This window comes from Alishewanella sp. HH-ZS, assembly GCF_001704375.1.
Classification (GTDB): domain Bacteria; phylum Pseudomonadota; class Gammaproteobacteria; order Enterobacterales; family Alteromonadaceae; genus Alishewanella; species Alishewanella aestuarii.
This window is the reverse complement of sequence record NZ_LZEJ01000016.1, coordinates 22804-47063: the sequence shown is the minus strand read 5'-3', so window position 1 is coordinate 47063 and position 24260 is coordinate 22804. Positions and strand designations below refer to the sequence as shown.

The following is a 24260-nucleotide window of genomic DNA, read 5'->3' as shown; positions in this document are numbered from 1 at the left end:
GATGATGCTGAATTATTTAGAGTTTGAGCAACCGATTGCCGAACTGGAAGCAAAAATAGACGAATTACGCAATGTCAGTCGCAATGGCGATTATGATCTTGGGTTAGAAGAAGAGATTAACAAACTAAAAGAAAAAAGCCTGACACTAACCAAAAAAATCTTCGCTGAGTTAGGAGCCTGGCAAATTGCCCAGTTGGCACGCCATCCGCGCCGCCCTTATACCTTTGATTATATCGAGCATATGTTCAATGATTTTGATGAACTGTGCGGTGACCGCGCCTTTGCTAACGACAATGCCATTGTCGGTGGTACTGCCCGCTTAGGCGAGCAGGCAGTGATGGTCATTGGCCATCAGAAAGGCCGCGATACCAAAGAGAAGATCCGCCGTAATTTCGGCATGCCCCGCCCTGAAGGTTACCGCAAAGCCTTACGCTTAATGGAAATGGCTGAGCGCTTTAAGTTGCCGATTATCACCTTTATCGATACCCCGGGTGCTTATCCGGGCATTGGTGCTGAAGAGCGCGGTCAATCCGAAGCCATCGCCCGTAACCTGAAAGTGATGGCTGGCCTGAAAGTGCCGGTGATCTGTACTGTGGTCGGCGAGGGGGGGTCAGGTGGTGCGCTAGCGATTGGCGTTGGTGATAAAGTCAATATGCTGCAGTACAGCACTTATTCGGTGATTTCACCGGAAGGCTGTGCTTCTATCCTGTGGAAGAGTGCGGAGAAAGCCCCTCTGGCTGCCGAGGCGATGGGGATTACCGCCGGCCGCTTAAAAGAATTGAAGCTGATTGATGAAGTGATTGCCGAGCCACTCGGCGGTGCGCATCGTTCACCGGAGCAAATGGCGGCAACGTTAAAAACCGCACTGGTACGGGATCTGGAAAAACTGCAAAAGCTGAGTACACAAGAGTTGCTGGACAAACGTTACCAGCGGTTGATGTCGTACGGTTATTGCTAAGGTCTGCCCCTTGTCTGAAGCTTCAGACACAGCCGGAACACTGCCTGTCGCAGTGATTGCGGCGCAATCTGAACTGCAACAGGCGTTGCAACAACTGCTGCAGCGCCTGGCACCTCAACAGCTAACACTGGCTTACAGCGGCGGCCTTGACTCCCAACTGTTATTACATTTGCTGGCACCGCTTTGCCAGGCTGCCGCTATGCCGTTGACCGCTGTGCATGTCCACCATGGTTTAAGTGCGAATGCCGATCACTGGGCGGCTTTTTGTCAGCAGCAATGCCAGCAATTAGGGGTAGCTTTTCGGTTACATCGGGTTAAGCTGGCTGGCCGCGCTGATCTGGAGCAACAAGCCCGTGACGCCCGCTACCAGGTGCTCGCCACCTATATGCAGCAGCCGGGAACTGTACTGTTAACCGCTCATCATGCCAATGATCAGTTAGAGACCCTACTGCTGGCGCTTAAACGCGGCGCTGGCTTAGCCGGCTTGGCCGCTATGGCGCCCAGTCGCCCTTTTGCGAAAGGGCTGCTGCTGCGGCCCTGGCTGAATTTCCCTCGACAGCAATTATTGGAAGTTGCCACAGCGCTGCAATTACGCTGGGTCGAAGACGAGAGCAATAGTAACCCGGATTTTGACCGTAATTTTTTGCGGTTGCAGGTGGTGCCGACGTTGACTGAGCGCTGGCCTGCGCTGCCCCGCACCGCAGCCCGCAGCTGCGAACATTTACAACAGGCCTTGCAGCTGACCGATTATTACACCGGTATCGCTCTGGCCAGCTGTCAGCAGGCGGATTACCTGGATTTACAGCAGTTGGCTTTGCTGCCTGAATTACAGCAAGATTTGGTGTTACGCAAATGGCTGGCTGGCGTTGGCCTTAATCCATCGAGCCAGTGGCTGGTTACGCTGAAACAGCAGGTCATTGCCGCTAAAGATGATGCGCAGCCGCTGTTAATTCTGGGGCAGTGGCAGGTTCGGCGCTTTTTACAGCGTTTATACCTAACCGGAGTGACATCGGCGCCGGAGTTACTACACTGGCAGACGCAGCTGCTGTTAGCGCAGCCGCTGGCATTGCCTGTTGGTTGTGGTCAGTTAGTCTGGCAGCAACAATCTGGTAACGGCGCCTTACCGGTAACAGGCAAAGCCTGGCAGCTGGTTTTTGGACAGTTGAGTTTACCGTTTAAGCCGCTGGGGCAACGCACTAAACCATTGAAGCAATGGTTTAAATTATGGCGGGTACCGCCATGGCAACGCGGCCGGATCCCAATATTGCTGGCTGAAGGTAAGGTACAGCTGGTGGCTGGTTATGCCAGTGCCGTGGCGGCAACCGCAGCGAGCGGCTGGCTTAGTTGGCAGCAGCCAGACTGGCAAGCGGAGCCTTCAGTGGACGTGCCGGACGAGGAATGCCAGCAAAACTAATGGTGCCGCCGCCAACCTTACCTTTGCCGCTGGTTTTCGCCTGATATAGTGCCTCATCAGCCAGATGGAACAGATCCCGGGCTTGTTGCTCCGGCCCTAACCAGGCTAAACCAATACTGCAACCCACCTGATGTAACTTTAACAGCGGATGTTTACTAATGTGCTGCTGTAAGCGGGCGGCGATTAACTCGGCATGCTCAGCGTCCTGGTCTTGCAGCAAGACCGCAAACTCATCACCGCCAAACCGGAACAGGCTGTCAGTTGCTCTGAGTGTCTCACGCATACAATCGGCCACCGCCAGTAATACCTGATCACCGGTGCTATGACCTGCCAGATCATTAACTTGTTTAAAGTTATCTAAATCCAGCAGCAGTAGGGCAAAGGGTTGCTGATGACGCTTGGCTAGTTGAATCGCTTTGGCAAAGCTGTCGTCAAAAAATCGACGATTTCCAAGAGTCGTTAAAGGATCTTTTAACGCCATCTGTTGTAAACGGTTCACTAATAAGGCATTACGCAGTGCGTACAGCCATTCCGACTCCAGTAGCAATAATTGACGTTGGATTAGAGCACTAAAACTAAAGTTACTTTGATATTTCAGTTGTCCCAGTAGCTGGTGCTCCAACACTAATTCGCTTTGATAGTCATGGTGGCCCGCTTTTGAGCCAGCGGCTTGAAACTGACCTTGAGCGGTTTGTAATTGCACTGCTGTCATTGGCAGCACCCGGCTGACGTGCATGGCGAAGATATCCAGCTGCTGTTGTATATCCAGCGTAGTTTGTAACTGGCTGATCAGACTGATCTCCTGACCATCGGTCAGCTCTTGCCAGTTGGAATCTGTGCTTAACTCGGCGCTAAAGTTGCTTTTTGCGGTTTCTTGCCACATGCCAATAACACTCCAAAAAATCTGCTGGTTGTTATAAAGCAAATACTGTGCCTGAATTTTATCGTATTGTTATGTATGAAGTATTTTTAATGAATGATACCGGAGCCAAGATTATGACACCGGCTCAGTCGTTTCGGCGGCAAGAAATTGCCTGATCTGTTGCTGTTGGCGCATGCCATCCTGATAGCCCAGCTCAATTAAGCGGCGGGTATAGAGTTGTTCAAATAACAAGTAACTCACCATACTCGAGTCTGAGTGCTGACGGATGCCAAAGCTGCGTAACAGTGTCCGCACTGCCAGCGGCAAACATAAAAAATATTCGCTGGCTAACTGGTTAAAATTCTGGCTGGGATTAAGCAGTAAACTTTGCACCGGCTTGAGTTCAGTTTTTATTTTATGCTGCTGTAGTAGTTCGACGGTTTTATTAATCCGCTGCATCCGTTCAATATCGGAATTTAAGGTATCAGTGAACACCGTATCCATCAGGTGGCCAGCGATGGTTGCCAGATCAGGGTGATGTAACAGCCGTTGGCTTGGCTCATTTGGCCGCGGATCGTCAACGCCAATAATCAGAATTTTATCTGCGCCAAGGTGGATAGGGGCGCTCAGCGGGGCCAGCTGATTTACCGAGCCATCACCAAAATATTGCTGATGAATCCGTACTGATGGAAAAATCAACGGGATGGCCGCTGACGCCATCAGATGATGAATGCCCAGCAAAGTACGCTGACCACAGCGTTTAGCCCGGCGCCACTCACTGGCATTGTCGGATTGAAAAAACGTCACCGAGTCACCGTTGTTATAACAAGAGGCGGTAACGGCAAAGCTTGATAGGTAGCCACGCATAATATTGCGGTCGATGCGTTGTAAATCCAGAATGCGGGTCAGTAACTGTTTTAGCGGCCGGTTGTCCAGCAGACTGACCGGCCTTTTGTTGGCATAGTCAGCCTGAAAGGCGCTGTAAAAATTGCGAAACTGGTGCTGTATCAGGTGCAGATAATCGGCGTGATAGACCTGTTGGGTACGAAAATTACGCCAGACCGACTCAATTTTTTTTACGCCGAGATGAAAACAGGACGCATAGCAAGCCAGACCCGCGCCGTTCAGGGCGCCGGCTGAGGTGCCACAAATAATCTGAAACGGTAACGGGCTGCTGCGCGGATAGGCACTGGCTATCGCTTTTAACACCCCCACCTGATAAGCCGCACGGGCCCCGCCCCCGGTTAATAGCAGGGCGATTTTGCTGCCCGGTTTAGCGGGTAAATTTGGCATAAGACCCCGAAATGCAACAATCCACTGAACTTTTTCCCTGTCAGATGCTCTTCGATTAATATAGAGGTAATATATCGCTGATTTGGCAACAGATTGCAATTGTCTTAGCCGTGTTCAAACCATAATTGATCATCTCAGGTAGGCCTTATGTCTCAACAAGCGAGTGCACAATCTTATTATTATGCCGGCTTAGCCGCGGTGGTACTGGTGATTATTGCCGCCGGTTGGTTGTTATTCCGGGATACCGAACAGGTTACTGAGCCTGCGCCCTTACCACCGGTAGTTGAACCTGCTACACCGCAGCAGCCGGTAGAAGCGGAGCCCTTGCCTGAGCCAGCAGTGACTGAGCCGGCGCCGGTTGCTGAACCTGTGGAGGCCGCTGCTACGCCGGCTGAACCGGAAGTGGTGGTGCCGTTACCGGCTTTGGATGAATCAGACACTGAATTAGCAGAGGCGCTACTGGCATTAAACTGGAAGGCGGGTTTGGCCGCTTTGTTTAACCGCGAAGAGATGATTCGTAATCTGGTGGTCACTGTCGATAATATTGCGCAGGGACAATTAGTTGCCGGCCATCCGGTGCTGGTGAAACCGGCTGATGGTTACCGCGTGCAGCCCGTGGCTGAGGACCGTTACCTAACAGCAGCAGATAACAGCAGTCGCTATGAGCCGTACTTACAGCTATTGGAGAGTGTGCCGCCGCGGCAAGTGCTGGCGTTAAAACGTCGCTATCAGCCGTTATTGGACGAGGCGTTCGCCGAGTTAGGTTATCCTGATCTGACCTTTGATCAGCGCTTACGGCAGGCAATTAGCGTTTTATTAAGCACGCCTGAGGTCAAACCCGGCGCCGAGTTAAGCCGGCCTTCGGTGATGTTTACCTACGCTGATCCGGCACTGGAAAAGCTACCGGAAGCGCAAAAGCAGGTGCTGCGCTTATCGCCGCAGCAACAGCAGCGCTTTAAAGCGTTATTACGCACTTATCAGCAGGCACTGGGCAATTAGTTGCGGCAGTAAACTGTGTTCAGAGTAGGTCTTGCTGTTTTTCTGAGCAAGGCCTTCAGCTTGAGCGTAACAGCCCTTGCATTGCCGCCACCATTTGCGGATAATGCGCGCCTGCCATCACGACAGTTCAATGGTAGCTCCATTGGTCCTCTCGCAATACTAGTAGGCGAACCTGGTCAGGTCCGGAAGGAAGCAGCCATAGTTTATGATGTATGTGCCGGGATGTGGCTGGTGGGGCTGCCACCCAAACAGCCCACGTTATTCCAGGTTGTGACTTCTAGGGTTGATGATCTAAAAATTCTCTGGCCCGCTTTACCGCCTCTTTTACCCGCATCATCATTTCAAAGCGTTCACTATGCGGCAGATAAAACGCCATATCCACTTCAAAGCGAATATAACGCGGTGGCAGCAGATTTAAACTGATACAGCAAAGATCGGCCAGATATTCGGCGTCCTTGTCTTGCTCCAGGCCTAATTCCACAATATGGTCCAGCACCAGTTTTTCATAATAGTTGTGAATATCATCATCGAGTTTCATAGCTAACTCCGGTCATAATGTTGTTTAAGCATAATCAGCTTGCCGGCAAAACGCCACAGAAAGATTGTGTTAGGTCAGGGCCTTGTTACAATGCCGCGGTCAAGGTCATCAGGTAACATAAAAATGCAAAAAAATACCACCCCCTGTTATTACGGCGATTATCTGCAGCTGGATAAAATCCTGACTGCTCAGGCGCCGGAAAGTGCCCGTTATGGCCAGGAAGCACATGACGAAACGCTGTTTATTATTGTGCATCAGGTGTATGAACTCTGGTTTAAGCAGATTCTGCATGAGTTAAAGGCTGTGATGGCAGTATTTGCTGAGGCAGAAGTCAAAGATCAGCAACTGACCGGCATAGTGCATAAACTAAAGCGTATTATCAGTATTCAACAATTACTGAATCAACAAATTGCGGTACTGGAAACCATGACACCGCAGGATTTTATGGCGTTTCGCGATTATTTGGTGCCGGCCTCGGGCTTCCAGAGCATTCAGTTTAAGATGCTGGAAATTGGCCTGGGTTTAAAAAGCGAGTATCGCATCGATTTTGATAAGAACTCCTTCTATAGCCGCCTAAAACAGGCAGACCGGGAGTTTTTACAGCAGCTGGAACAAGCGCCAAGTCTGTTTGAGCGGATTGAAAAATGGCTGGAGCGGATGCCGTTTTTGCAGTTTGATGATTTTAGCTTCTGGCAGATGTATCAACAGGCTACTGAGCAGATGCTGCAGCAGGACCAGGCTATCGTTGAGCAGATTGAGCAGATTGCAGAATCTGAACGGCAACTGCAACTGGCCGAGATCGGCCGCACCCGGGAAAAGTTTGCCGCCTTACTGGATGCCGGTAAATATCAGCAGTTACAGCAAGAGGGCAGTTTTCGGCTCAGCCAAAAGGCCATGCTGTCGGCACTATTTATTAAACTCTATCAGGAAGAGCCGTTGTTTAACCTGCCGTTTCAGTTATTGACTTGCTTAACGGAAATTGATGAACAGCTGACCATCTGGCGTTATAAGCATGCGATGATGGTGCAGCGCATGCTGGGCAGTAAAATTGGCACCGGTGGTTCTTCCGGCCATGACTACCTAAAGCGTACCACGGAGAAAAACCGGATCTTTACCGATCTCTTTACCATGGCTACCTTTTTATTGCCCAAGTCGGCGTTGCCGGAATTACCGCTGAGTATTAAACGCCAGCTAGGTTTCTATTTCGCGCCACAGCGCTGAGCCCTGAACGGCAAAGGCGGCTTTAAACAACTGCAGGTGCACCTGAGTCAGCGCCTGCAGATCGCGTTGATAGCCGCCACCTATCACTGCGGCGACCGGAATACCGGCGTCATGACAACGTTGCAATACCAGCGTATCGCGTGCCAATACTCCGGCGGTGCTGATATTTAGCAGGCCCAGGTCATCCTGGCGGTGAATATCGACGCCGGCATCATAGAGCACTAGCTCCGGTTGATACCAACGCAGTAAGGTATCCAGGCTCTGGCTTACGGCTTCTAGATAAGTCTTATCGGTGCAGTCCCGCTCCAGGCCGATATCCCAGTCTGAGCGTTGTTTGCGCGCCGGGAAATTCTTTTCACAGTGCAGTGACGCGGTAATAATGCCGCTGTTATCGGCAAACAGTGCTGCGCTGCCATCGCCCTGATGTACATCACAATCAAATATCAGAATCGGCCCGATGCCGCGCTGTTGTATGCTAAGGGCAGCAAAGGCCAAATCATTAAATAAGCAAAAGCCACTGCCCTCAGCATAAAAGGCATGGTGATAGCCGCCGCTTAAATGTAGTGCCAAACCCTGCTCCAATGCCAGCTCAGCGCAAAGTAAGGTGCCACCCAGCGAGGTCAGTGAACGTGTAATCAGCTCTGGCGACCACGGAAAGCCAATCCGGCGCATTGCCCTGGCATCAAGGGTGCCTTGACACAGAGCGTTGACATAAGCCGGCTCGTGTAAAAGCCCTAGCGCTTGCGCTTTAATGGCTTGTGGCAGATAAAACGCACTATCCGGCACGCCCAGCGCGAGCAGTCGCTGATATAGGGTACGGTATTTGCCAATCGGATAACGATGGTTTGCTGGTAGTGTCAGTTCACTATAGCAAGGGTGGTAGATCAATGGCGGTAGCAGGGCAGACATTAGCTTTTCCCGCTTTCCAGTCGCTGGATCTGCTGCTCCACTTCATCGATGGCGCGTCGGCAGCGGCCGAGGCGGGCCTGTAGCTGTAATTGCTTGGTAGTGCCTTCCTGACTCTGATCTTGTGCCGCCAGGCGCAGCATATCCTGTAACCGGCTTTCAAATTGCTGATAGTCGGATAATTGCTGATACAGTTGTTGGCTGCTGGCGCTCAGTTGCTGTACCACGGCTTTACTGCGCTGCTTTAGGGTTTTAGCATGCTTTTGCCGCACCGGACTATTCACAAAGGCGCGTAGCAGCGCCTCAATTTGTTGTTGCAAGCGTTCGGTTAGTCGCTGTCTGGCTGCGGCCGATAGCTGCTGCCCTTGTTCAGTTAAATGCGCCAGATGACGCTGGCTTTGTGCCACATAATCAGCCAGGTAAGGCGAGTGCACGCTAAATAAGGCGGAATCAAACCAGTGTTGAGGTTTACCTGCTGCCGGTTGCCGATCTAACTCACTGGCCTGTTGCCACAGCTGCTGCAGCTGCTGCGCCAGCCGGGCCAGTTGCGCCTTTGATAAGGTGCTCATCCGCCGTTACTCCAGGCTTGCCAGGCCAGACGCACCGCTATGGCGATCACCACGCAGATAAATACCGGCCGGATAAACTTGCTGCCAAAGCGGATCGCCGAGTGCGCGCCCAGATAAGCCCCCAGCATCAGACACAGCCCCATGGCAATACCGAGGGTAAAATGCACATGTCCCAGCACGATAAAGGCCGCCAGCGAAAAACCGTTACTGACAAAGTTCATGGTACGGGCGACGCCACTGGTTAGCAGCAGATTAATTTTATATAGCGCCATAGTCGACACCATCCAGAACGCACCGGCGCCGGGGCCGGCGACGCCATCATAAAAACCCAGCGTCAGGCCCTGTGCCCGTTGTTGCCAGTACAGTTTTGGCCCGGCGTTTGGCAGTGTCAGGCGGTCATCCGGCTGCATCCGGTTAAACAGGGTATAGATGGCGGCAAACAGGATCAGTAACGGCAGGATCTTTTCTAACAGAGCGGTACTGAGCTGATCGACCACCAGTGTGCCGAGTAGGGCACCGATGGCGGTAAAGACTAAACTGTTGCGCCAGTAATGTGGGTTAAATAGCTGCTTACGATAATAGGTTAAAGAGGCGGTAAAGGAGCCAAAGGTTGCCGCCAGTTTGTTAGTGCCCAGTACCACATGCGGCGGTAAACCGGCCGTCAGCAGGGCTGGTACCGTCAATAAACCACCGCCACCGGCAATCGCATCGATATAGCCGGCGATAAAGGCGACACCGCAGAGCAGTAATAAGAGTTCAAAGGTCAGATTCAGATCCACAAGCAAGGCCAGGTCCTGTTAGGTTTACTGCTGCAACAGTCAGTATTGAATGGTTCGGCGAAACGGCGGCAGGGTATCCAGCATCGCTTTGCCGTAGCTTTTAGTCACCAACCGCCGGTCCAGGATCACGATGCGACCGTGATCCTGCTCTTGTCGCAGCAGTCTACCACAAGCTTGTACCAGTTTCTTCGCAGTCGCTGGCAAACTCTGTTGTAAAAACGCATTGCCGCCGCGGGCGCTAATCGCTTCGCTTTGGGCTGCCTCCAGCGGCGAGGTCGGCACCGCAAACGGCAGTTTGGTGATAATCAGGTTAGTCAGCAACTTGCCCGGCAGATCCAGACCTTCGGCAAAGCTTTGGGTGCCGAATAAAATACTACTGCCACCGGCCTGCACCTTTTCCTGATGCAGTTGCAACAAGGCTTGCCGTGAGGCTTCACCCTGTACTAATAACGAAAAACCGCTGCTACGCAGCGCGCTGGTGACTTCCTGCATTTGCCAGTAAGAGGCAAACAGCACCAGTGTGCCAGCGGGGTGATCCAGATAACCTGGTAATAAACGGATTAGCTCCCGGCTAAAGGCTGGATCGGTCGGCTCACAGCGGGTCGGAGGCAAGATAATTTCCGCTTGCTCGGCATAGGCAAAGGGCGAGTCGACCTGTAAACACTGCAGTGCTTCGAAATCCTGTAAGCCCAGCTCGCGTTTGGCATGTTCAAAGCTGTTCAGTAGCCTGAGTGTGGCGGAGCAGAGCACCACGGCAAAGGCCGGCTGAAACAATAACTGTTGCAGCTTGTAACTGACACTCAGCGGGCAGGCATGTAAATACAGCGGGCTCTGCGCATTGTCGCGGCTTAGCCAGCGTGCCTGGCTGGCAATGTCTTTTTGTGGTTGCGCCAGCAGTTGCCACAATTGTTGTTGTTGCTCCAGCCTTAAGCGCAGGCTGGCCAGTTCATGGATCAGCTGCGGTTGGCTGCGTAGCAATTTCGGTTGTTCGGTCAACTGTTGTTGTAATTCGTTAAGTAGCCGCTCTGTGGTCGTTAAGGCTTTATTGCTGGTATCTGCTAAAGGTTCGGCCTGTTGCTGCCAAAGTCGCGGCAGGGCCGCATGCGGAAAGCGGTACTCTGTTTGCTCAGCTTGATTAAACCACTGCGCTAAAAAGTCTTTTAAACTGCGTTCAACAGGTTTAAGCGCAGCGGCAAAGTCACTGAGTAAGTCATCTAACTTTAACAGGTCTTTTAAGCTACGCTCGGTCAACAGCCCTTGCAGCACCTGCAGTTGCTTGCGGGCCTTCTCCAGCCAGGCTTGTTGCTGGCTTAACTGGGCGCTGGCGCTGAGTAAGTCCCGGCCGCAATCAGCCAGATGATGGGCTTCGTCTATCACATAGATGCAGTCTTCCGCTGCCGGTAACACCGCATTACCTGCCAGCAGATCGGACAACAGCAGGCTATGATTTACCACCAGCACGTCTGAATCAGCAATTTCTGCGCGTGCCAGATGAAAGGGGCAATGCAGATGTTGTCGTTGTTGCTTATGACAGATATGGGCATCGGCCTGCAGCTGTTGCCACAGTGAATCCGGCACTGCTTCGGTTAGCGTATCGCGATCGCCCAACCAGCGACGGTGTTGCCAGTCACTGAGCAGCCGTTGTAACAAGGCCTGCTGGGCCGCATCCGGGCTAAAATCGGCACCGGCAAATAAGGCGGGTTGCTCAATTAATTGCCGTAAGCGTTCAATACAGGCATAGCGCTGGCGGCCTTTAACCAGGGTAAAGTTAAACTGCAGGCCGCTGTGTGTCAGAAAAAACGGCAAATCCTTATTCACCAGTTGTTCCTGCAATGCCACTGTCGCGGTGGCGATGACCAGCTTCTTATTATTAGCCAGTGCATAGGGCAGGCTACCCAAAATATAGGCTAGGGATTTACCGGTACCAGTACCGGCTTCAATTAAACCCAGGCGTTGCTGGCGGTGATAGTCGCCGGCAATAATTTTGCTGATTTCGGCAATTAACTTATTCTGCGTGGGGCGTGCCCGGTAACCCGGTAAGTGTTGGCGTAAATTTTGATGGCAAAGCCGGATTTGCTGTTTCAGTTGCTCACTAAGCATAGGCTGTATATCTTTACAGTTTTGCTAAGTTTACCCTGCTTTGGCCGTAGTGACTAGTCGTCCGTTATTGTCGGTTTGTCGTACTCCCGATGAGAAAGTGAGCAATTGCTCGGTGGTAAGAGCAGTTTGTCCTAGTAAATAATAGTTTACATTTAAAATCAGGTACAGAGTCGCATTGCTGTTTTTTTATGCAGTTTCAGGCTGTTTAAGGTCTGGTTTTAGGTAAATTGTCTCTGGTTTTGCGCGAAATGCTAGCTTCTTGTAAAACTTCCGATCTTTTCTGGCTGCCGCTGCTGATAGCTTTCGCGCTGTGATGACCAGTATTTATGCAAATTGTTCCGTAAAAGCGGTTGACCCTGCGGAAAAATTGCGTTTATTATCAGGACGCGTTACTCGGGGTCAGTTTCAGTTAATAAGAAATAACCCCGTCTTAAATCCAGTAACTGAAAAACAGAATCACTCAATGTGGTCCAGGGAGAAATACATGTACTCGAATAATAAATTAAGCAAGGCTGTGCGCTTAGCCATCGCTTTCGGTGCCGCTTCAGCGTTCGCCGGTACTGCTGTTGCACAAGACGCACAGCAGGAAGAAGAAGCCGCTAAAGTTGAGCGGATTGAAGTAACAGGTTCACGTATCAAACGTACGGACCTGGAAGGTGCGTTACCAGTAACGGTTATCGATCGTGAAATGATCGATATGTCTGGTCAGCTGTCGGTATCAGACTTACTGCGCGGTACGACTTTCAACTCAACCGGTTCTTTCCGTCCACAATCAGGTAGCTCTGCCCAAGGCACCGCTTCAATCAACCTGCGTGGTTTAGGCTCTGACCGTACTCTGGTGCTGGTCGACGGCCGTCGTCTGCCAAAATCACCTTCAACTGGTGATAGCCAGGATTTGAACTCTATTCCTATCGGTGCGGTAGAGCGGATTGAAATTCTGTCAGACGGTGCATCTGCGATGTACGGTTCTGATGCAATGGGTGGTGTAGTTAACATCATTACTCGTAAAGACTTTAACGGTGTTGAGTTTAACGTCAGCATGGGTGAAGCTTCTGTTCCGAAAGAAGGTGGCGACACTGAAAGCGGTTCAGTAGTATTTGGTTCATCTAACGCCAAAACCAGCCTGATTGGTGGTGTGTCTTGGAACAAACGCGACATCGTATTTGAACGCGATTACCCGTGGGTAGTACCAGGCAGCTCTGTTTACGGTAACAACTGGATCAACGCAGACTTTACCGGTAACTTCTCTGCTATTCCAGGTGGCTGTTCTGAAGAAAACTTTATCGCTACGACAATCTCTGGCGAGCCACGTTGTCAGTATAACTTCAACGCGACTAACGCTAACGAAGCTTCTACCCGCAACGAATCTATGTTCATTAAAGCCCGTCATCAGGTGACTGATGACTGGCAAGTGTATATGAATGCATCTGCAACCAAGTCTGCTTCTTTCGGTCGTTATGCTCCGGCTCCGGACTGGGCACCAGTATCTGCGACCAGCGTAAACAACCCAACCAACCCGAACGCCTGGTTCTACAACCCAGCTAACCCGAATGCCGTGCCATTTAACCCGGCAATCGGCGCACCTCGTGAAATCGAAATCTACCACCGTTACGCTGCCTTAGGTAACCGTGATGGTTATGTAAATAACGAAGGTTCTGACTTCCTGGTAGGTGCTCAGGGTATGTTAGGCAACGTAGATCTGGATTTCGGTGTACGTCGTAACCGCAGCAAGACATATGATATCGGTTATAACTATATCGTTCGTTCTACCGCCTGGGATTATATCGAACGCGGTATCTATGACTTACAGCGTCCAAGTGCGAACGACGAAGACGTGCTGAATGCGATGAAAGCTACTATTTCTCGTATTTCATTCTTTAACCAAGATGAAGCCTATATCAGCGGATCTTTCGATATGTTCGAAGTTGCTGCCGGTATGGTTCAGGGTGTTCTGGGTGCCGAATACCGTAAAGAAGACTATCAGGATCAGTATGACTCGCTGTCAGAAGCTGGCCAGATTGGTGGCTCAGCCGGTAACTCAGCTGGTGGTGATCGTAGCGTGAAATCAGCCTTCTTCGAAACGCTGGTACCAATTCTGGATAACCTGGAAATGTCGTTAGCTGGCCGTTACGACAAGTACTCAGATTACGGTAATGACTTCGCACCAAAAGTATCTTTCCGTTTCGAGCCAATGGACGGTCTGGTAATGCGTGCATCTTGGGGCCAGGGTTTCCGTGCTCCAACGCTGCCAATCCTGACGCAGAAAACGACCTTCTCTGCGGTATCGGTTAACGATGCGCAGACTTGTGCTGTATTAGGTTCTTGTCCGGTTCAGGTTGACACCTTTATCCGTGCTAACCCTAACCTGAGCTCAGAGCAATCTGACCAGTACACTGTGGGTCTGGCTTATCAGCCAACTGACTGGCTTAACTTCTCTGTAGACTACTGGAATACCAAGATTACCAACAAGATCACCTATTTCGGTCCTGCTACAATCCTGGATCGATTAGCATCTGGTGACTCGTTGCCAGCTGGTATCGGTATTACTCGCCGTTCTAACGGTTCTATCAGCGAAGTTCTGGCCGGTTATGGTAACGAGGGTGAAGTTAATACTGATGGTATCGACTTCAACGCCCGCACCAACTTTGACTTCGGTGCTTTCGGTCGTCTGAACCAGAACCTGCAAATTGCCTACACTCGTAACTATGACGAGGGTGGTCGTAATTTCGTGAAAGATCCTGGCTTCCCGCAGATGCGTGCAACCTTACAAAACGTGTATGTGTACGGTGATATCGATGTAGCCTACAACCTAAACCTGATCGGCAATAGCTTCCGCTGTGGTCTGGGTCAGACTCCGGGTGGTGCTGCTAACCGTAACGGTTGTGTGAACTCAGCTAACGCGCCACGTGATGGTAACTGGGGTACCTATGTGACGCACGATCTGCAAGTCAGCTACAACCTGCCTTGGGATGGTAAGATCACTGTTGGTGCACTGAACATTTTCGAGAAGTTACCTTCACTGCGTCCATATGGCGGTCGTGATTACAACTTCGACCTGTATGATGGTTGGGGTCGTCAAACCTACGTACGTTACAGCCAGTCTTTCTAAGGTTGTAACCCTAAGTTAAAAAGGCGGGCTTAGCCCGCCTTTTTTTTATCTGAGTAAAACGGGAGTAACAATGGAACACTGGACAGCATACTGGCAAGCGACCACTAGCCTGAACAGTTTTGCTGAGGGCGAAGCGGCAACGGGTTATCAGGGGGATCTGGCGCATTTTTGGCAGACGCAGTTGGCAGATTTGCCAACTGATGCATTAATTGCTGATCTGGGTACCGGCAATGGCGCTTTAGCACTGTTAGTTGCCGGGCAACGGCAGTCGCAACAAAAAAACTGGCGTATTCTGGCGCTGGATGCAGCTGCGATTCGGCCGCAGCAAAGTTTAGCCCAGCAACCCCGTTATGCAAAGTTGGCAGCGGTAATCCGCTTTTATCCACAGGTGGCGATGGAACAGTTGCCTTTTGCCAGACAAAGTATGGATCTATTAATCAGTCAGTTTGCACTGGAATACAGCAAGTTAGAGCTTAGCCTGGCCGAAGCGGTACGGGTATTAAAGCCTGGTGGTCGCCTGGTAGCGATCATGCATAGCCACGAGACCGCTCTGGCAAATGATAGTGCGTTGGCGTTATCGGTGATGGCAGCACTTAATGCTGGCAACGGTATCCTTGACCGGATCCAACAGCTATTGCAATTGGTCACTCACCTATATGCTCAGCAGCAACTACCAGAGCAAAACGCCGGTTTTTTACAGGCTAACCGCCAGCTAATGGCTCAGGTTAAGCACTATCAGCAGCAAATCTCTGCGGCGGAAGCTGACTGGTTTCAGTATCTGTTTGCACCCTTTGCGGCACTATTATTCCAGCCTAAAGCAGAAAACAGCCAACAGTTTTTGCTGCTAAGACAACAACTAGGTTACTACCGGCAACGACTGGCCGATCAACAAGCTGCTTGTATTACACCGCTACGTCGGCAGTTAATAGACAAGTTATTGCAACAGCAGGGTTGGCAAACATCCTGGCAGGAACTTAGAGTTGAGGGAGAGCTCTTTGGTCTAACCCTAACCAGTTTTGCTGGCTAATGGTCGGCTTAAATGTAACTAAACTGAAAATTTCATGCTATAGTGATGCTGTTTTTTTTGGCGTTAACGGAGTAACTAAGGTGTATTTAGTCAGATTAATGTGTCTGGCGCTGCTGTTGGTATTTTTTGTTCCCACCAGCCATAGCGCCACTATTCCAACCAGTCATTTTTTTGAACATGCCAAAGTGCGCAATATGAAGTTGTCGCCTGATGGTAAACAGGTAGCCTTTAGTTATGAAGAAGGCTCTGAAGTCCGGCTGGCAGTGATGCAACTTGCTAATATGCAAGTCAGAAGTAGCTTTACTTTTGGCGACAATAAGCATGTGTTGAATTTTCACTGGGCCAATAATGAACGTATTCTGATGGAGGTGGCGGAAATCACCGGCAATCTGGTGACGATGCAAGGCACGGCAGTAGATCTGTATGCGGCCAACGCTGATGGCAGCCGGCGTAATCTGATTTTTAAAACCGAATTATCTACTTATAACATTCTGCATTTATTACCTGAACAAGCAGACCGGGTCCTGATTGGCAAATACCATTGGGCGGAAAAAAGCGGTATGCGCGCTTTTACACTGGATATTAATCGCGGTACTGAGCGCTTTTTAGATGACCAACCCCCCGGCGTCGTCGCCAGCTTGATGGCTGATAACAGTGGTGTGTTGCGGATGGGCGTGGAGTTTATCGAAGGCAAAGAGTTTGATGACAATAAAACGGTATTGCATATCAAACAGCAGGGGCAATGGCAACGTCTGGAGCTGCCGGCAAAGCGGCTGAATCCGATAGTGCAACCACTAGGCTTTAACGCTGATAATACCATTGCGTACTTTATTTCTAATTTCGATATGGCAGAGGGCGATCGTCACGGCTTATTTGCCTATCACTTTAATGAGCGACAACTAGAGTTAGTGGCGCGTCATGATTACGCCGATATCAATGGCCGCTCACTGGCACATGATGGCGAGTTACTAGCGGTTGATTATGTCGCCGGCATTGCCGAACATGAATTTATTACCGCCTCGCACCCCGGCGCTTTATTACTGGCAGGATTAAAGAATGCTTTTGTCGGGCAAAAAGTGACTATTACCTCTTTTGACCGCAAGGGCCAGTTGGCGCTGTTTCATGTTAGTGCAGACCGTAACCCGGGCGAATTCTATCTCTACGATCTGCAAAAAAAGCAGGCGCGTTACCTGGCATCAGTCAGACCCAATCTAAAAGCGGAGCAACTGGTGGCAATGCAGCCGATATCGCTGACTGCCAGAGATGGCCTAACTTTGCACGGTTACCTGACCTTACCGCAAGGCCAAGATAAGAACCTGCCACTCATTTTAAATGTGCATGGCGGTCCCTATGGTCCCTACGATAGCTGGGGTTTTAATGCGGAGGCGCAGTTTTTTGCGCATCATGGCTATGCCACCTTGCAGGTAAACTTTCGCGGCTCGGGCGGCTATGGTGACGACTTCCAACGCGCCGGACGTTTGCAATGGGGCCGGGCAATGCAAGATGATTTAGCCGATGCCGTACGCTGGGCGGTGGCACAGGGTATTGCTGATCCCCGACGGATTTGTATCTATGGCGGTAGCTATGGTGGTTATGCCGCAGTATGGGGTGTGATTAAAGATCCAGAGTTGTATCGCTGCGCGGTGGGCTATGTTGGTGTGTATGATATGCCGCTGTTTTTCAAAGGTGACGGTTCAGACGCCAGTCGTAGCCGCAATATCGGCCAGTATCTGCGCTCTCATGTTGGTGAGGGGCAGGAGTACTTACAGAGTATTTCTCCAGTGCATCATGTGGATAAAATTCAAGTGCCTCTGCTAATAGTGCATGGTTCCAAGGATGTGCGGGTGCCAATAGTACATGCCAATAATTTGCGCCGCGCGCTGGATCAGGCTGGTAAGCCTTATCAGTGGTTGGTGAAAGAGGATGGTCATGGCTTCTATCAGCTGGCAAACCGGGTAGAGCTATACGACACCATGTTGGCGTTTTTTAATCAACATTTGAGTGTGCCTGCGGCCGCTGAGCAAGCTGCTGAATAATTAGCTTGACATTTCTGCTATTTTGGTGTGGCGGCGTTTTTAACGCCGCTTACCTGTCTAAATTTAAGACTGACCCTTAATTAGAAAAAAAGTTTCAGCTTTGCGACTAATAACTTCGGTTTAGGCTTGACCCGATTTTTTTTTGCTGCATATTATTAACTGTCTTTGCCCGGATGAAAATTTGGGTAATTCAAAACACGTCTCTCTCACGGATGTGTCTGCCAACAAAAAAGAATGAGATAGTCCGAAGAGCTATCCAGGGAGTTAACATATGTTCACCAATAACAAGCTAAATAAGGCCGTGCGTCTGGCTATGATGTTTGGTGCTGCTTCAACGCTGGCCTTTGCTGGCGCTGTTGCCGCCCAGGAAACGTCTGATAAAGAAGACGAGTCCGCCAAAAAAGATGAAAAAGCCGAACGTATTCAGGTCGTCGGTTCCCGTATCCGTACTGATGGTTTGGATAGCGCTACACCGGTCACAGTAATCAGTGCTGAGCTGGCGAAAGACCAGGGCTTAAGTACCCTAGGCGAATTACTGCGTACTTCTACTATCGCTGCCGGTTCCAGCCAGCTGGTGTCTGCGCTGTCGGTCGGTTTTGTAACTGCCGGTGGTGCTGGTAACGAATCGATTTCGATGCGTGGCTTAGGTGCGAACCGTACTCTGGTATTATTAAATGGCCGTCGTGCAGGTCCTGCCGGTACCCGTGGTCAGGTTGCTGCCTTTGACCTGAACTCTATTCCACTGTCAGCGGTAGAGCGGGTGGAAGTATTAAAAGACGGTGCTTCTTCACTGTATGGTTCTGACGCTGTTGCCGGTGTTGTTAACATCATCACTAAAAAAGGTGATGAAACCAATATTACCGTTAACCTGGATCAGCCATTTGAGAGCGGCGGTGAAAACTACCGTGCTAATGCGACCTATGGTAAAACTTTTGACCGCGGTGCCTTCCGCGCGGTAGTAGACTACAACCTGCGTACCGAACTGGCGCGTGGTGACCGAGATTTCTTTGCTTGTCCACAGCGTTTATTCTTCGATCAAGCCACAGGCGTAAGAACGGATCCTATCGACCCACGGACCGGTGATTATCACTGTAATGCACTGCAATACGGTGTTTGGGTACAAAACCGTGGCGGTTCAGTTCCTCTGCCAAGTAACTTCCGTACCGGCGTGCGTGTACAATACGATTATGATGGTTTCTTTGCCGCCAATAACCGCCCAACCTTCAACAGTCTGATTACTGCACCAGGTCCGGGTAATATTACCGTACCAGCTGGCTGGTACCCGGTCTCTTATGACAAAGAAACCGACGGCTGGGCAGATGCGGATCACCCATTCCAGGATCGTCAGTCAATGGTTCCGGAAACAGAAGTAGGTTCAGTCTTCCTGTTAGGTAACTACGACTTTAATGACCATGTGTCTGGTTATTCTGAGCTGATTATCAGCCGCCGTACTACTACCACTAACAGCTTCCGTCAATTCTGGACTGCTGAATTATCAGGTCAAGGCTTTATCCGCCCGGGTGTGATTGACGGCTGGGGCGGTAGCCAGCGTATCGGTTATATGCCAGTCGCGATGACTGACCATTCAGGTGTGAAAACTACCGTTGATTACAGCCGTTATGTGGTTGGTTTTGAAGGTTCGGTCGGTGACTGGAACTGGGATGTGTCGTACCAGAACAGTTATAACCGCGGTGATTATGATACCAAAATCATCTTACGTGATGCCATGATCATGGCGCAGAACGCCGTGTACGGTGGCCCTTGTGTCGGTCAAAACTCTCCAGTATCAGGCAAGCCCTGTACTTTGGTTGACTGGTTAAGCCCGGATCATATCAACGGTAATCAGTCACAGGCGGTTAAAAACTTCCTGTTTGATGTTGATAATGGTTCAACTTCATACCGTCAACAAACCTTTGATGGTTACTTCACTGGTGAGCTTTTTGAATTACCAGCCGGTTTTGTAAGTACCGCTTTCGGTGCTTCATTACAAAAAGACGAAATTAATGACGTACCTGGTAAAGCGACCTTAGCCGGTAACCTGTGGGGTTCTACCGGTGCCGGTGTGACTGCTGGTAGTGCTAATACCAAAGCCGTTTATGGCGAAGTCTTTATTCCATTACTGCGAGATATGCCGTTTGTAGAAAGCTTCGATTTGACCGCTTCTACCCGTTGGACTGATGTCTCTACCTATGGTAGCGATAATACTTATAAAGTATCGGCTAACTGGGTTATCGGTCACGGCTTCCAGCTGCGTGCTTCACGTGGTTCATCTTTCCGTGCCCCGGCACTGTTTGAACTGTATCTGCAAAACCAAACAGGTTTCCTGAACCAGAGCGGTAACGATCCATGTTTGAACTGGTCTGGTCGTCTGGCTGAAGGTACGCTTGATCCACGCGTAGCGGCCAACTGTCAGGCTGGCGGTGTACCAGATACCTATGTAACAGCAGGTAGTTCAATGACCTCTGTTACCGGTGGTGGTGCAGGCCTGTTAGAGGCAGAAACTTCAGTTTCTAAAGGTATTGGTCTGGTGTGGAAGAGCCCGGAAAGCACTTACGGTTTCTCTGCAGATTACTATGATGTCGTGATCAACGGTCAGGTTAACAACATCGGTGGTGGTACTGTTATTGGTCTGTGTTACCGTTCAGAGAACTTCCCGAACGATCCATTCTGTAATCAGTTTACCCGTCGCACTGGTGTAAACGGTGACTGGGGTATTGCCGAAGTACGTGGTGGTTATGTTAACGTATCACAGCAAAATGTTCGTGGTGCGGACTTTATGGCCACCTACGAAGATGACTTCGCTTTCGGTCGTCTGCGTCTGCGTTTAGACCATACCGTACAGTTAGAGCGTTCATTTAAGCAGTTCCCGGATAGTATCCCATCTACTTATGTGGGTGATATTGGTGAACCTAAGCATGTTGGTACCTTATCAGCGACCTTAAGTCGTGATGGCTGGCGTTATACCTGGAATACCCGTTATGTTGCTGCAACGGACGATTACAAGTATTTCGCTAACGGCAACCGCACCACTTACCGTGGTCAGGCATCAACTTTCGTTGCTGATACTCCGACTTATATCCTGCACTCGGCATCTGTTCAGACAGATTTCCAAGGCTTCGATGTAACCTTCGGTATTGCCAACCTGTTTGATAAAGAGCCACCAAATGCATCACCGTCAGCAGTTCGTACTGCAGGTAATGCCGTATTGTACTCTCAGTACGATTTCTACGGCCGCAGAGCCTTCCTGAACCTGTCTTATAACTTCTAATTGTTATAAGCTGATGTTCAGCAGCTAATAAGCCCCGGCGTTATGCCGGGGCTTTTCTTTGTGCTGAATTAGCGTTGTTGCTTTTCAAAACAGTCGAAATTCATTACCATAGGCGCCGGTTTTGATGTAGATCAACTTGTAGGCGGTAAAGCAGTATGGCTGATGAAAACTTTAAAGACAGCTTCAACCTGAAGCAGTTAATATTATTTGTTATTTGTTTCGCTGGCCTGTTATGTTTGGCCCCAATTGTCCGCTGGTTTCAGTTACTATCTTAAAAGTAACGCTACGCCGGGTATTAGCCGCCACCGAGGCGGCTTTTTTGTCTGTATTGATTTAAGGGTTTATGCATGGACTACCAACAGCTTGCAACCGAACTAAAGGCCGTGATTAAAACGGTAGAAAATTATCCCAAACCGGGCATTACCTTTCGCGATGTCACCAGCCTGATGCAGGATGGCCCCAGTTTTAAAAAGGTAATTGATGCTTTCGTCACCCGGTATCAGGCTGCCGGTATTACGAAAATTATCGGTACTGAGTCGCGCGGTTTTATTTTTGGTGCCCCGCTGGCGTATGCGCTGGGTGTGGCCTTTGTGCCGGTACGCAAGCCTGGTAAGTTACCGCGGGAGCGTATTTCTCAGGCGTATTCGCTGGAGTACGGCGAAGATGCGCTGGAACTGCATGCTGATGCTATCGTCGCTGGCGACAAAGTATTGCTGGTCGATGACTTGCTGGCTACCGGTGGCACCATCGATGCTACTGTGCAGCTGGTACGGCGCCTGGGTGGTACTGTGACTGATGCCGCCTTTGTTATTGCCTTGCCTGAGCTTGGTGGCGTAGCACGCTTGGAAAAGCTGGGCTTAAGCCTGTGTAGTTTGGTTGAGTATCACGGCGAATAGCGGTAGGCTAGCGCTACATTATAGCGATACAGGATGCCGGCATGAGTTATCAGGTTCTGGCCAGAAAATGGCGGCCGCGCCAGTTTAGTGAGCTGGTTGGCCAGCAGCATGTAAAAACCGCGCTGGCGAATGCCCTTAGCAGTGCACGTTTGCACCATGCCTATTTATTTACCGGCACCCGGGGTGTCGGTAAAACCACCATTGCCCGAATCTTTGCCAAAAGTCTGAACTGTGAAACCGGCATTACCGCTACCCCTTGTGGCCAGTGTAGTACCTGTCTAGAGATTGATGCCGGCAACTATGTTGATTTGATGGAAATTGATGCCGCATCCCGCACTAAGGTCGAAGATACCCGCGACTTGCTGGATAATGTGCAATACGCACCCAGCCGCGGCCGTTATAAAGTCTATCTGATTGACGAAGTGCATATGCTGTCACGTCACAGCTTTAATGCCTTATTAAAAACGCTGGAAGAGCCGCCACCACACGTTAAGTTTTTACTTGCCACGACGGATCCACAAAAGCTGCCGGTGACGGTACTGTCACGTTGTTTGCAGTTTAGTTTAAAGGCGCTCACCGTCGCGCAAATTCAGCAGCATCTGGCGGCGGTTCTGAGTGCCGAGCAATTACCCTTTGATGAGTCTGCGCTGCAATTGTTAGCCAAGGCGGCCAAAGGCAGCCTGCGCGATTCGTTAAGTCTGACCGATCAGGCTATTGCGCTCGGTAACGGTGAGGTCAGGTTGCAGCCGGTGCGGGAGATGTTGGGGCTGTTAGATACTAGCTGGGCAGTGCAGTTACTGCAAAGCCTGCTCACGGCCGATTTAGCAGCACTGCAACACAGTTTACAGCAGCTGTTAAGCCAGCAGGCGGATTATCTGCAAGTGCTGGACGATGTGTTAAGCCTGTTGCATCTGACCGCTCTGAGTCAGTTACAGCCGGCCTTGGCTGAGCACAGTGATTATCCGGATGCGGTGCGCCAGTTTGCCGCCAGCCAAAGCCCGGAAGCCATCCAACTGTATTATCAATTGCTGTTAAGTGGCAAAAAAGATCTGCCTTACGCGCCTGACCCAGCGATAGGCCTGGAAATGGCGCTGTTACGCACCCTGGCTTTTGTGCCGGCGGCGCAAGGTGGTCAGCCGCCAGTGCTAAGCGAAAATAAGGCATTGAGCCCACAGCGCCGCGCTACTGAGTCGTCTGTGGTGACAACGGTCGCGCCAACGCCGGTTCAGCCGGCACCGCCCACAGCCGCTGAGCCCCTAACCAGTGTGATGCCGGCTGATACCAACCCAGCAACACCACTTCAGCCGCAGCCTGCTGCAGTGATTGCTGAGACAGCGACAGCTGTCAGTGCAGATGACGCCCCTACAGCAGCGACCTCCGCAATTGATCCGGTTACCGCCCGCATAATGGCCAGACGTGGTGTAGTGGTACCTGGTACTCTGGCAGCACAGGAGACTGCGGCAAAAAAGTCTGAGCGCCAGGCGGCGCCGGAGTCCAACCCAATCACGGATACCGCTGCCGGCAGTGCCGCAACTCAGGCCAGTAGCCAGCTGGCAGCTGTGCTAAAGCCACGACAGCCACAGCAGCACGCACAGCCTGAGCCAGATAATTGGCTACCATCTAATGTTGAGTATGCGGCACCGGTTGAGGTTAATGCACGCGCTGACTTGCGTTTTGCTGAGGGCAGTGAGTCGCAGCAGGCAGCTTATTACGCACGGCAAGATGAGCAAGCGGATGCACAATTTGCCGACGATGCCGATACACAAGCCGCACTTAGCGAGGGCTGGTGGCAGGCACAGCATTTTGACAGCTTGCCAGCAGCCGATAGTGATGTGCTGGATGAGCAACGTTTTTCTATCCGTTTTGCGGCCCAGGTCGACGCCTGGGCGCGGCTGATTGAACAGCTGGAGCTGGGAGGACTGCTGCGGCTTTATTTGCTGAATAGTGCACTTAGTCAGCAGGAGCAACAGGTGTTGCTGACGGTGGCCCGGCATCAGCAACATCTGGATAACCCGACGTTTCGTAGTAAAGTGTATCAGGCGATAGCGCCGGTATTTGCGCCGGGTTTTCAACTTGATATTCAGTATCAGGAAGAGGTGCCGACGTCACCGCTGGCGATCCAGCAGCGGATTGAGCAGGAGCGCAAGGACTATGTCAGCCGTTTATTACAGCAGGATCCGCATATTCAGGCGATCCAGCTGCGTTTTGCCGCTGAGCTGCAACTGGACACCCTAGAGGTGAATTAACCTTGTAATTTGGACGCTGAGTCATTATCTTGTCGCCAA

At 50.8% G+C, this 24260-nt stretch carries 17 protein-coding genes and 1 other RNA gene; 11 read left to right on the top strand and 7 right to left on the bottom strand.

Annotated elements, in window-relative coordinates; genetic code table 11:
- Position 1: 1 nt before the first annotated feature.
- Complete coding sequence (gene accA, locus A9165_RS08185) at positions 2-958, top strand: acetyl-CoA carboxylase carboxyl transferase subunit alpha (protein WP_065955539.1); 957 nt, start codon at positions 2-4, stop codon at positions 956-958.
- 10 nt (positions 959-968) lie between these two features.
- Complete coding sequence (tilS, locus tag A9165_RS08180) at positions 969-2372, top strand: tRNA lysidine(34) synthetase TilS (RefSeq protein WP_255365674.1); 1404 nt, start codon at positions 969-971, stop codon at positions 2370-2372.
- On the opposite strand, the gene A9165_RS08175 is transcribed toward tilS, so the two are convergent.
- Positions 2299-3255, bottom strand: a complete 957-nt coding sequence (locus tag A9165_RS08175) for a GGDEF domain-containing protein (RefSeq protein ID WP_065955561.1) — start codon at positions 3253-3255, stop codon at positions 2299-2301. The two genes, tilS and A9165_RS08175, sit on opposite strands and share 74 nt — an antisense overlap.
- A gap of 111 nt (positions 3256-3366) precedes the next feature.
- Entirely contained in the window at positions 3367-4527 is a 1161-nt protein-coding gene (locus A9165_RS08170; protein WP_065955538.1) for a patatin-like phospholipase family protein, read from the bottom strand.
- Between the two features lie 147 nt (positions 4528-4674).
- On the opposite strand from A9165_RS08170, the gene A9165_RS08165 reads away from it, so the two are divergent.
- Positions 4675-5526 (top strand): DUF3014 domain-containing protein, encoded by an 852-nt coding sequence (locus A9165_RS08165; protein ID WP_065955537.1) that lies wholly within the window; start codon positions 4675-4677, stop codon positions 5524-5526.
- A 140-nt stretch (positions 5527-5666) separates the two neighbouring features.
- Positions 5667-5763: signal recognition particle sRNA small type (gene ffs / locus A9165_RS08160), an RNA gene on the top strand.
- A gap of 40 nt (positions 5764-5803) precedes the next feature.
- Here ffs and A9165_RS08155 read toward each other — a convergent pair.
- Positions 5804-6064, bottom strand: coding sequence for a late competence development ComFB family protein (locus A9165_RS08155; RefSeq protein WP_065955536.1), 261 nt, complete (start codon positions 6062-6064; stop codon positions 5804-5806).
- Positions 6065-6187: 123 nt separating this feature from the next.
- Here A9165_RS08155 and A9165_RS08150 point away from each other — a divergent pair, with 123 nt between their 5' ends.
- Positions 6188-7285: a tryptophan 2,3-dioxygenase family protein gene (locus A9165_RS08150; protein ID WP_065955535.1), complete on the top strand. Its 1098-nt coding sequence runs from the start codon at positions 6188-6190 to the stop codon at positions 7283-7285.
- On the opposite strand, the gene A9165_RS08145 is transcribed toward A9165_RS08150, so the two are convergent.
- From A9165_RS08145 to dinG, 4 genes are read right to left on the bottom strand one after another with little or no spacing between them, the layout of a single operon-like run.
- On the bottom strand, positions 7256-8194 hold the full coding sequence (locus tag A9165_RS08145; protein WP_065955534.1) for a histone deacetylase: 939 nt from the start codon (positions 8192-8194) through the stop codon (positions 7256-7258). The two genes, A9165_RS08150 and A9165_RS08145, sit on opposite strands and share 30 nt — an antisense overlap.
- Positions 8194-8760 carry a primosomal replication protein PriC gene (gene priC / locus A9165_RS08140; RefSeq protein WP_065955533.1) on the bottom strand — a complete coding sequence of 189 codons (567 nt, stop codon included), beginning with the start codon at positions 8758-8760 and terminating at the stop codon, positions 8194-8196. Before priC ends, A9165_RS08145 begins: the two co-directional genes overlap by 1 nt.
- Positions 8757-9545 (bottom strand): TSUP family transporter, encoded by a 789-nt coding sequence (locus A9165_RS08135; RefSeq protein ID WP_039925101.1) that lies wholly within the window; start codon positions 9543-9545, stop codon positions 8757-8759. Before A9165_RS08135 ends, priC begins: the two co-directional genes overlap by 4 nt.
- A gap of 33 nt (positions 9546-9578) precedes the next feature.
- Positions 9579-11639: an ATP-dependent DNA helicase DinG gene (dinG, locus tag A9165_RS08130; protein ID WP_065955532.1), complete on the bottom strand. Its 2061-nt coding sequence runs from the start codon at positions 11637-11639 to the stop codon at positions 9579-9581.
- Between the two features lie 484 nt (positions 11640-12123).
- On the opposite strand from dinG, the gene A9165_RS08125 reads away from it, so the two are divergent.
- From A9165_RS08125 to dnaX, 6 genes are all read left to right on the top strand, one after another.
- Complete coding sequence (locus A9165_RS08125) at positions 12124-14748, top strand: TonB-dependent siderophore receptor (protein WP_065955531.1); 2625 nt, start codon at positions 12124-12126, stop codon at positions 14746-14748.
- 70 nt (positions 14749-14818) lie between these two features.
- A complete protein-coding gene (locus A9165_RS08120; protein WP_065955530.1) occupies positions 14819-15775 on the top strand; it encodes a class I SAM-dependent methyltransferase in 957 nt (318 codons plus the stop codon).
- 80 nt (positions 15776-15855) lie between these two features.
- Positions 15856-17811, top strand: coding sequence for a S9 family peptidase (locus A9165_RS08115; RefSeq protein WP_255365673.1), 1956 nt, complete (start codon positions 15856-15858; stop codon positions 17809-17811).
- Positions 17812-18082: 271 nt separating this feature from the next.
- A complete protein-coding gene (locus A9165_RS08110; RefSeq protein WP_065955529.1) occupies positions 18083-21079 on the top strand; it encodes a TonB-dependent siderophore receptor in 2997 nt (998 codons plus the stop codon).
- A 347-nt stretch (positions 21080-21426) separates the two neighbouring features.
- Positions 21427-21975, top strand: coding sequence for an adenine phosphoribosyltransferase (apt, locus tag A9165_RS08105; RefSeq protein WP_065955528.1), 549 nt, complete (start codon positions 21427-21429; stop codon positions 21973-21975).
- A gap of 41 nt (positions 21976-22016) precedes the next feature.
- Complete coding sequence (gene dnaX / locus A9165_RS08100; protein ID WP_065955527.1) at positions 22017-24221, top strand: DNA polymerase III subunit gamma/tau; 2205 nt, start codon at positions 22017-22019, stop codon at positions 24219-24221.
- The last annotated feature ends 39 nt before the right edge of the window (positions 24222-24260 follow it).

Bases quoted from the DNA above. Each gene is read 5' to 3' on its own strand.
- A9165_RS08175 (WP_065955561.1), bottom strand. From the start codon at position 3,255: ATGTGGCAAGAAACCGCAAAAAGCAACTTTAGCGCCGAGTTAAGCACA.
- A9165_RS08120 (WP_065955530.1), top strand. From the start codon at position 14,819: ATGGAACACTGGACAGCATACTGGCAAGCGACCACTAGCCTGAACAGT.
- A9165_RS08165 (WP_065955537.1), top strand. From the start codon at position 4,675: ATGTCTCAACAAGCGAGTGCACAATCTTATTATTATGCCGGCTTAGCC.
- A9165_RS08110 (WP_065955529.1), top strand. From the start codon at position 18,083: ATGTTCACCAATAACAAGCTAAATAAGGCCGTGCGTCTGGCTATGATG.
- A9165_RS08170 (WP_065955538.1), bottom strand. From the start codon at position 4,527: ATGCCAAATTTACCCGCTAAACCGGGCAGCAAAATCGCCCTGCTATTA.
- A9165_RS08150 (WP_065955535.1), top strand. From the start codon at position 6,188: ATGCAAAAAAATACCACCCCCTGTTATTACGGCGATTATCTGCAGCTG.
- accA (WP_065955539.1), top strand. From the start codon at position 2: ATGATGCTGAATTATTTAGAGTTTGAGCAACCGATTGCCGAACTGGAA.
- A9165_RS08125 (WP_065955531.1), top strand. From the start codon at position 12,124: ATGTACTCGAATAATAAATTAAGCAAGGCTGTGCGCTTAGCCATCGCT.
- dinG (WP_065955532.1), bottom strand. From the start codon at position 11,639: ATGCTTAGTGAGCAACTGAAACAGCAAATCCGGCTTTGCCATCAAAAT.
- priC (WP_065955533.1), bottom strand. From the start codon at position 8,760: ATGAGCACCTTATCAAAGGCGCAACTGGCCCGGCTGGCGCAGCAGCTG.
- dnaX (WP_065955527.1), top strand. From the start codon at position 22,017: ATGAGTTATCAGGTTCTGGCCAGAAAATGGCGGCCGCGCCAGTTTAGT.
- A9165_RS08155 (WP_065955536.1), bottom strand. From the start codon at position 6,064: ATGAAACTCGATGATGATATTCACAACTATTATGAAAAACTGGTGCTG.
- apt (WP_065955528.1), top strand. From the start codon at position 21,427: ATGGACTACCAACAGCTTGCAACCGAACTAAAGGCCGTGATTAAAACG.
- A9165_RS08145 (WP_065955534.1), bottom strand. From the start codon at position 8,194: ATGTCTGCCCTGCTACCGCCATTGATCTACCACCCTTGCTATAGTGAA.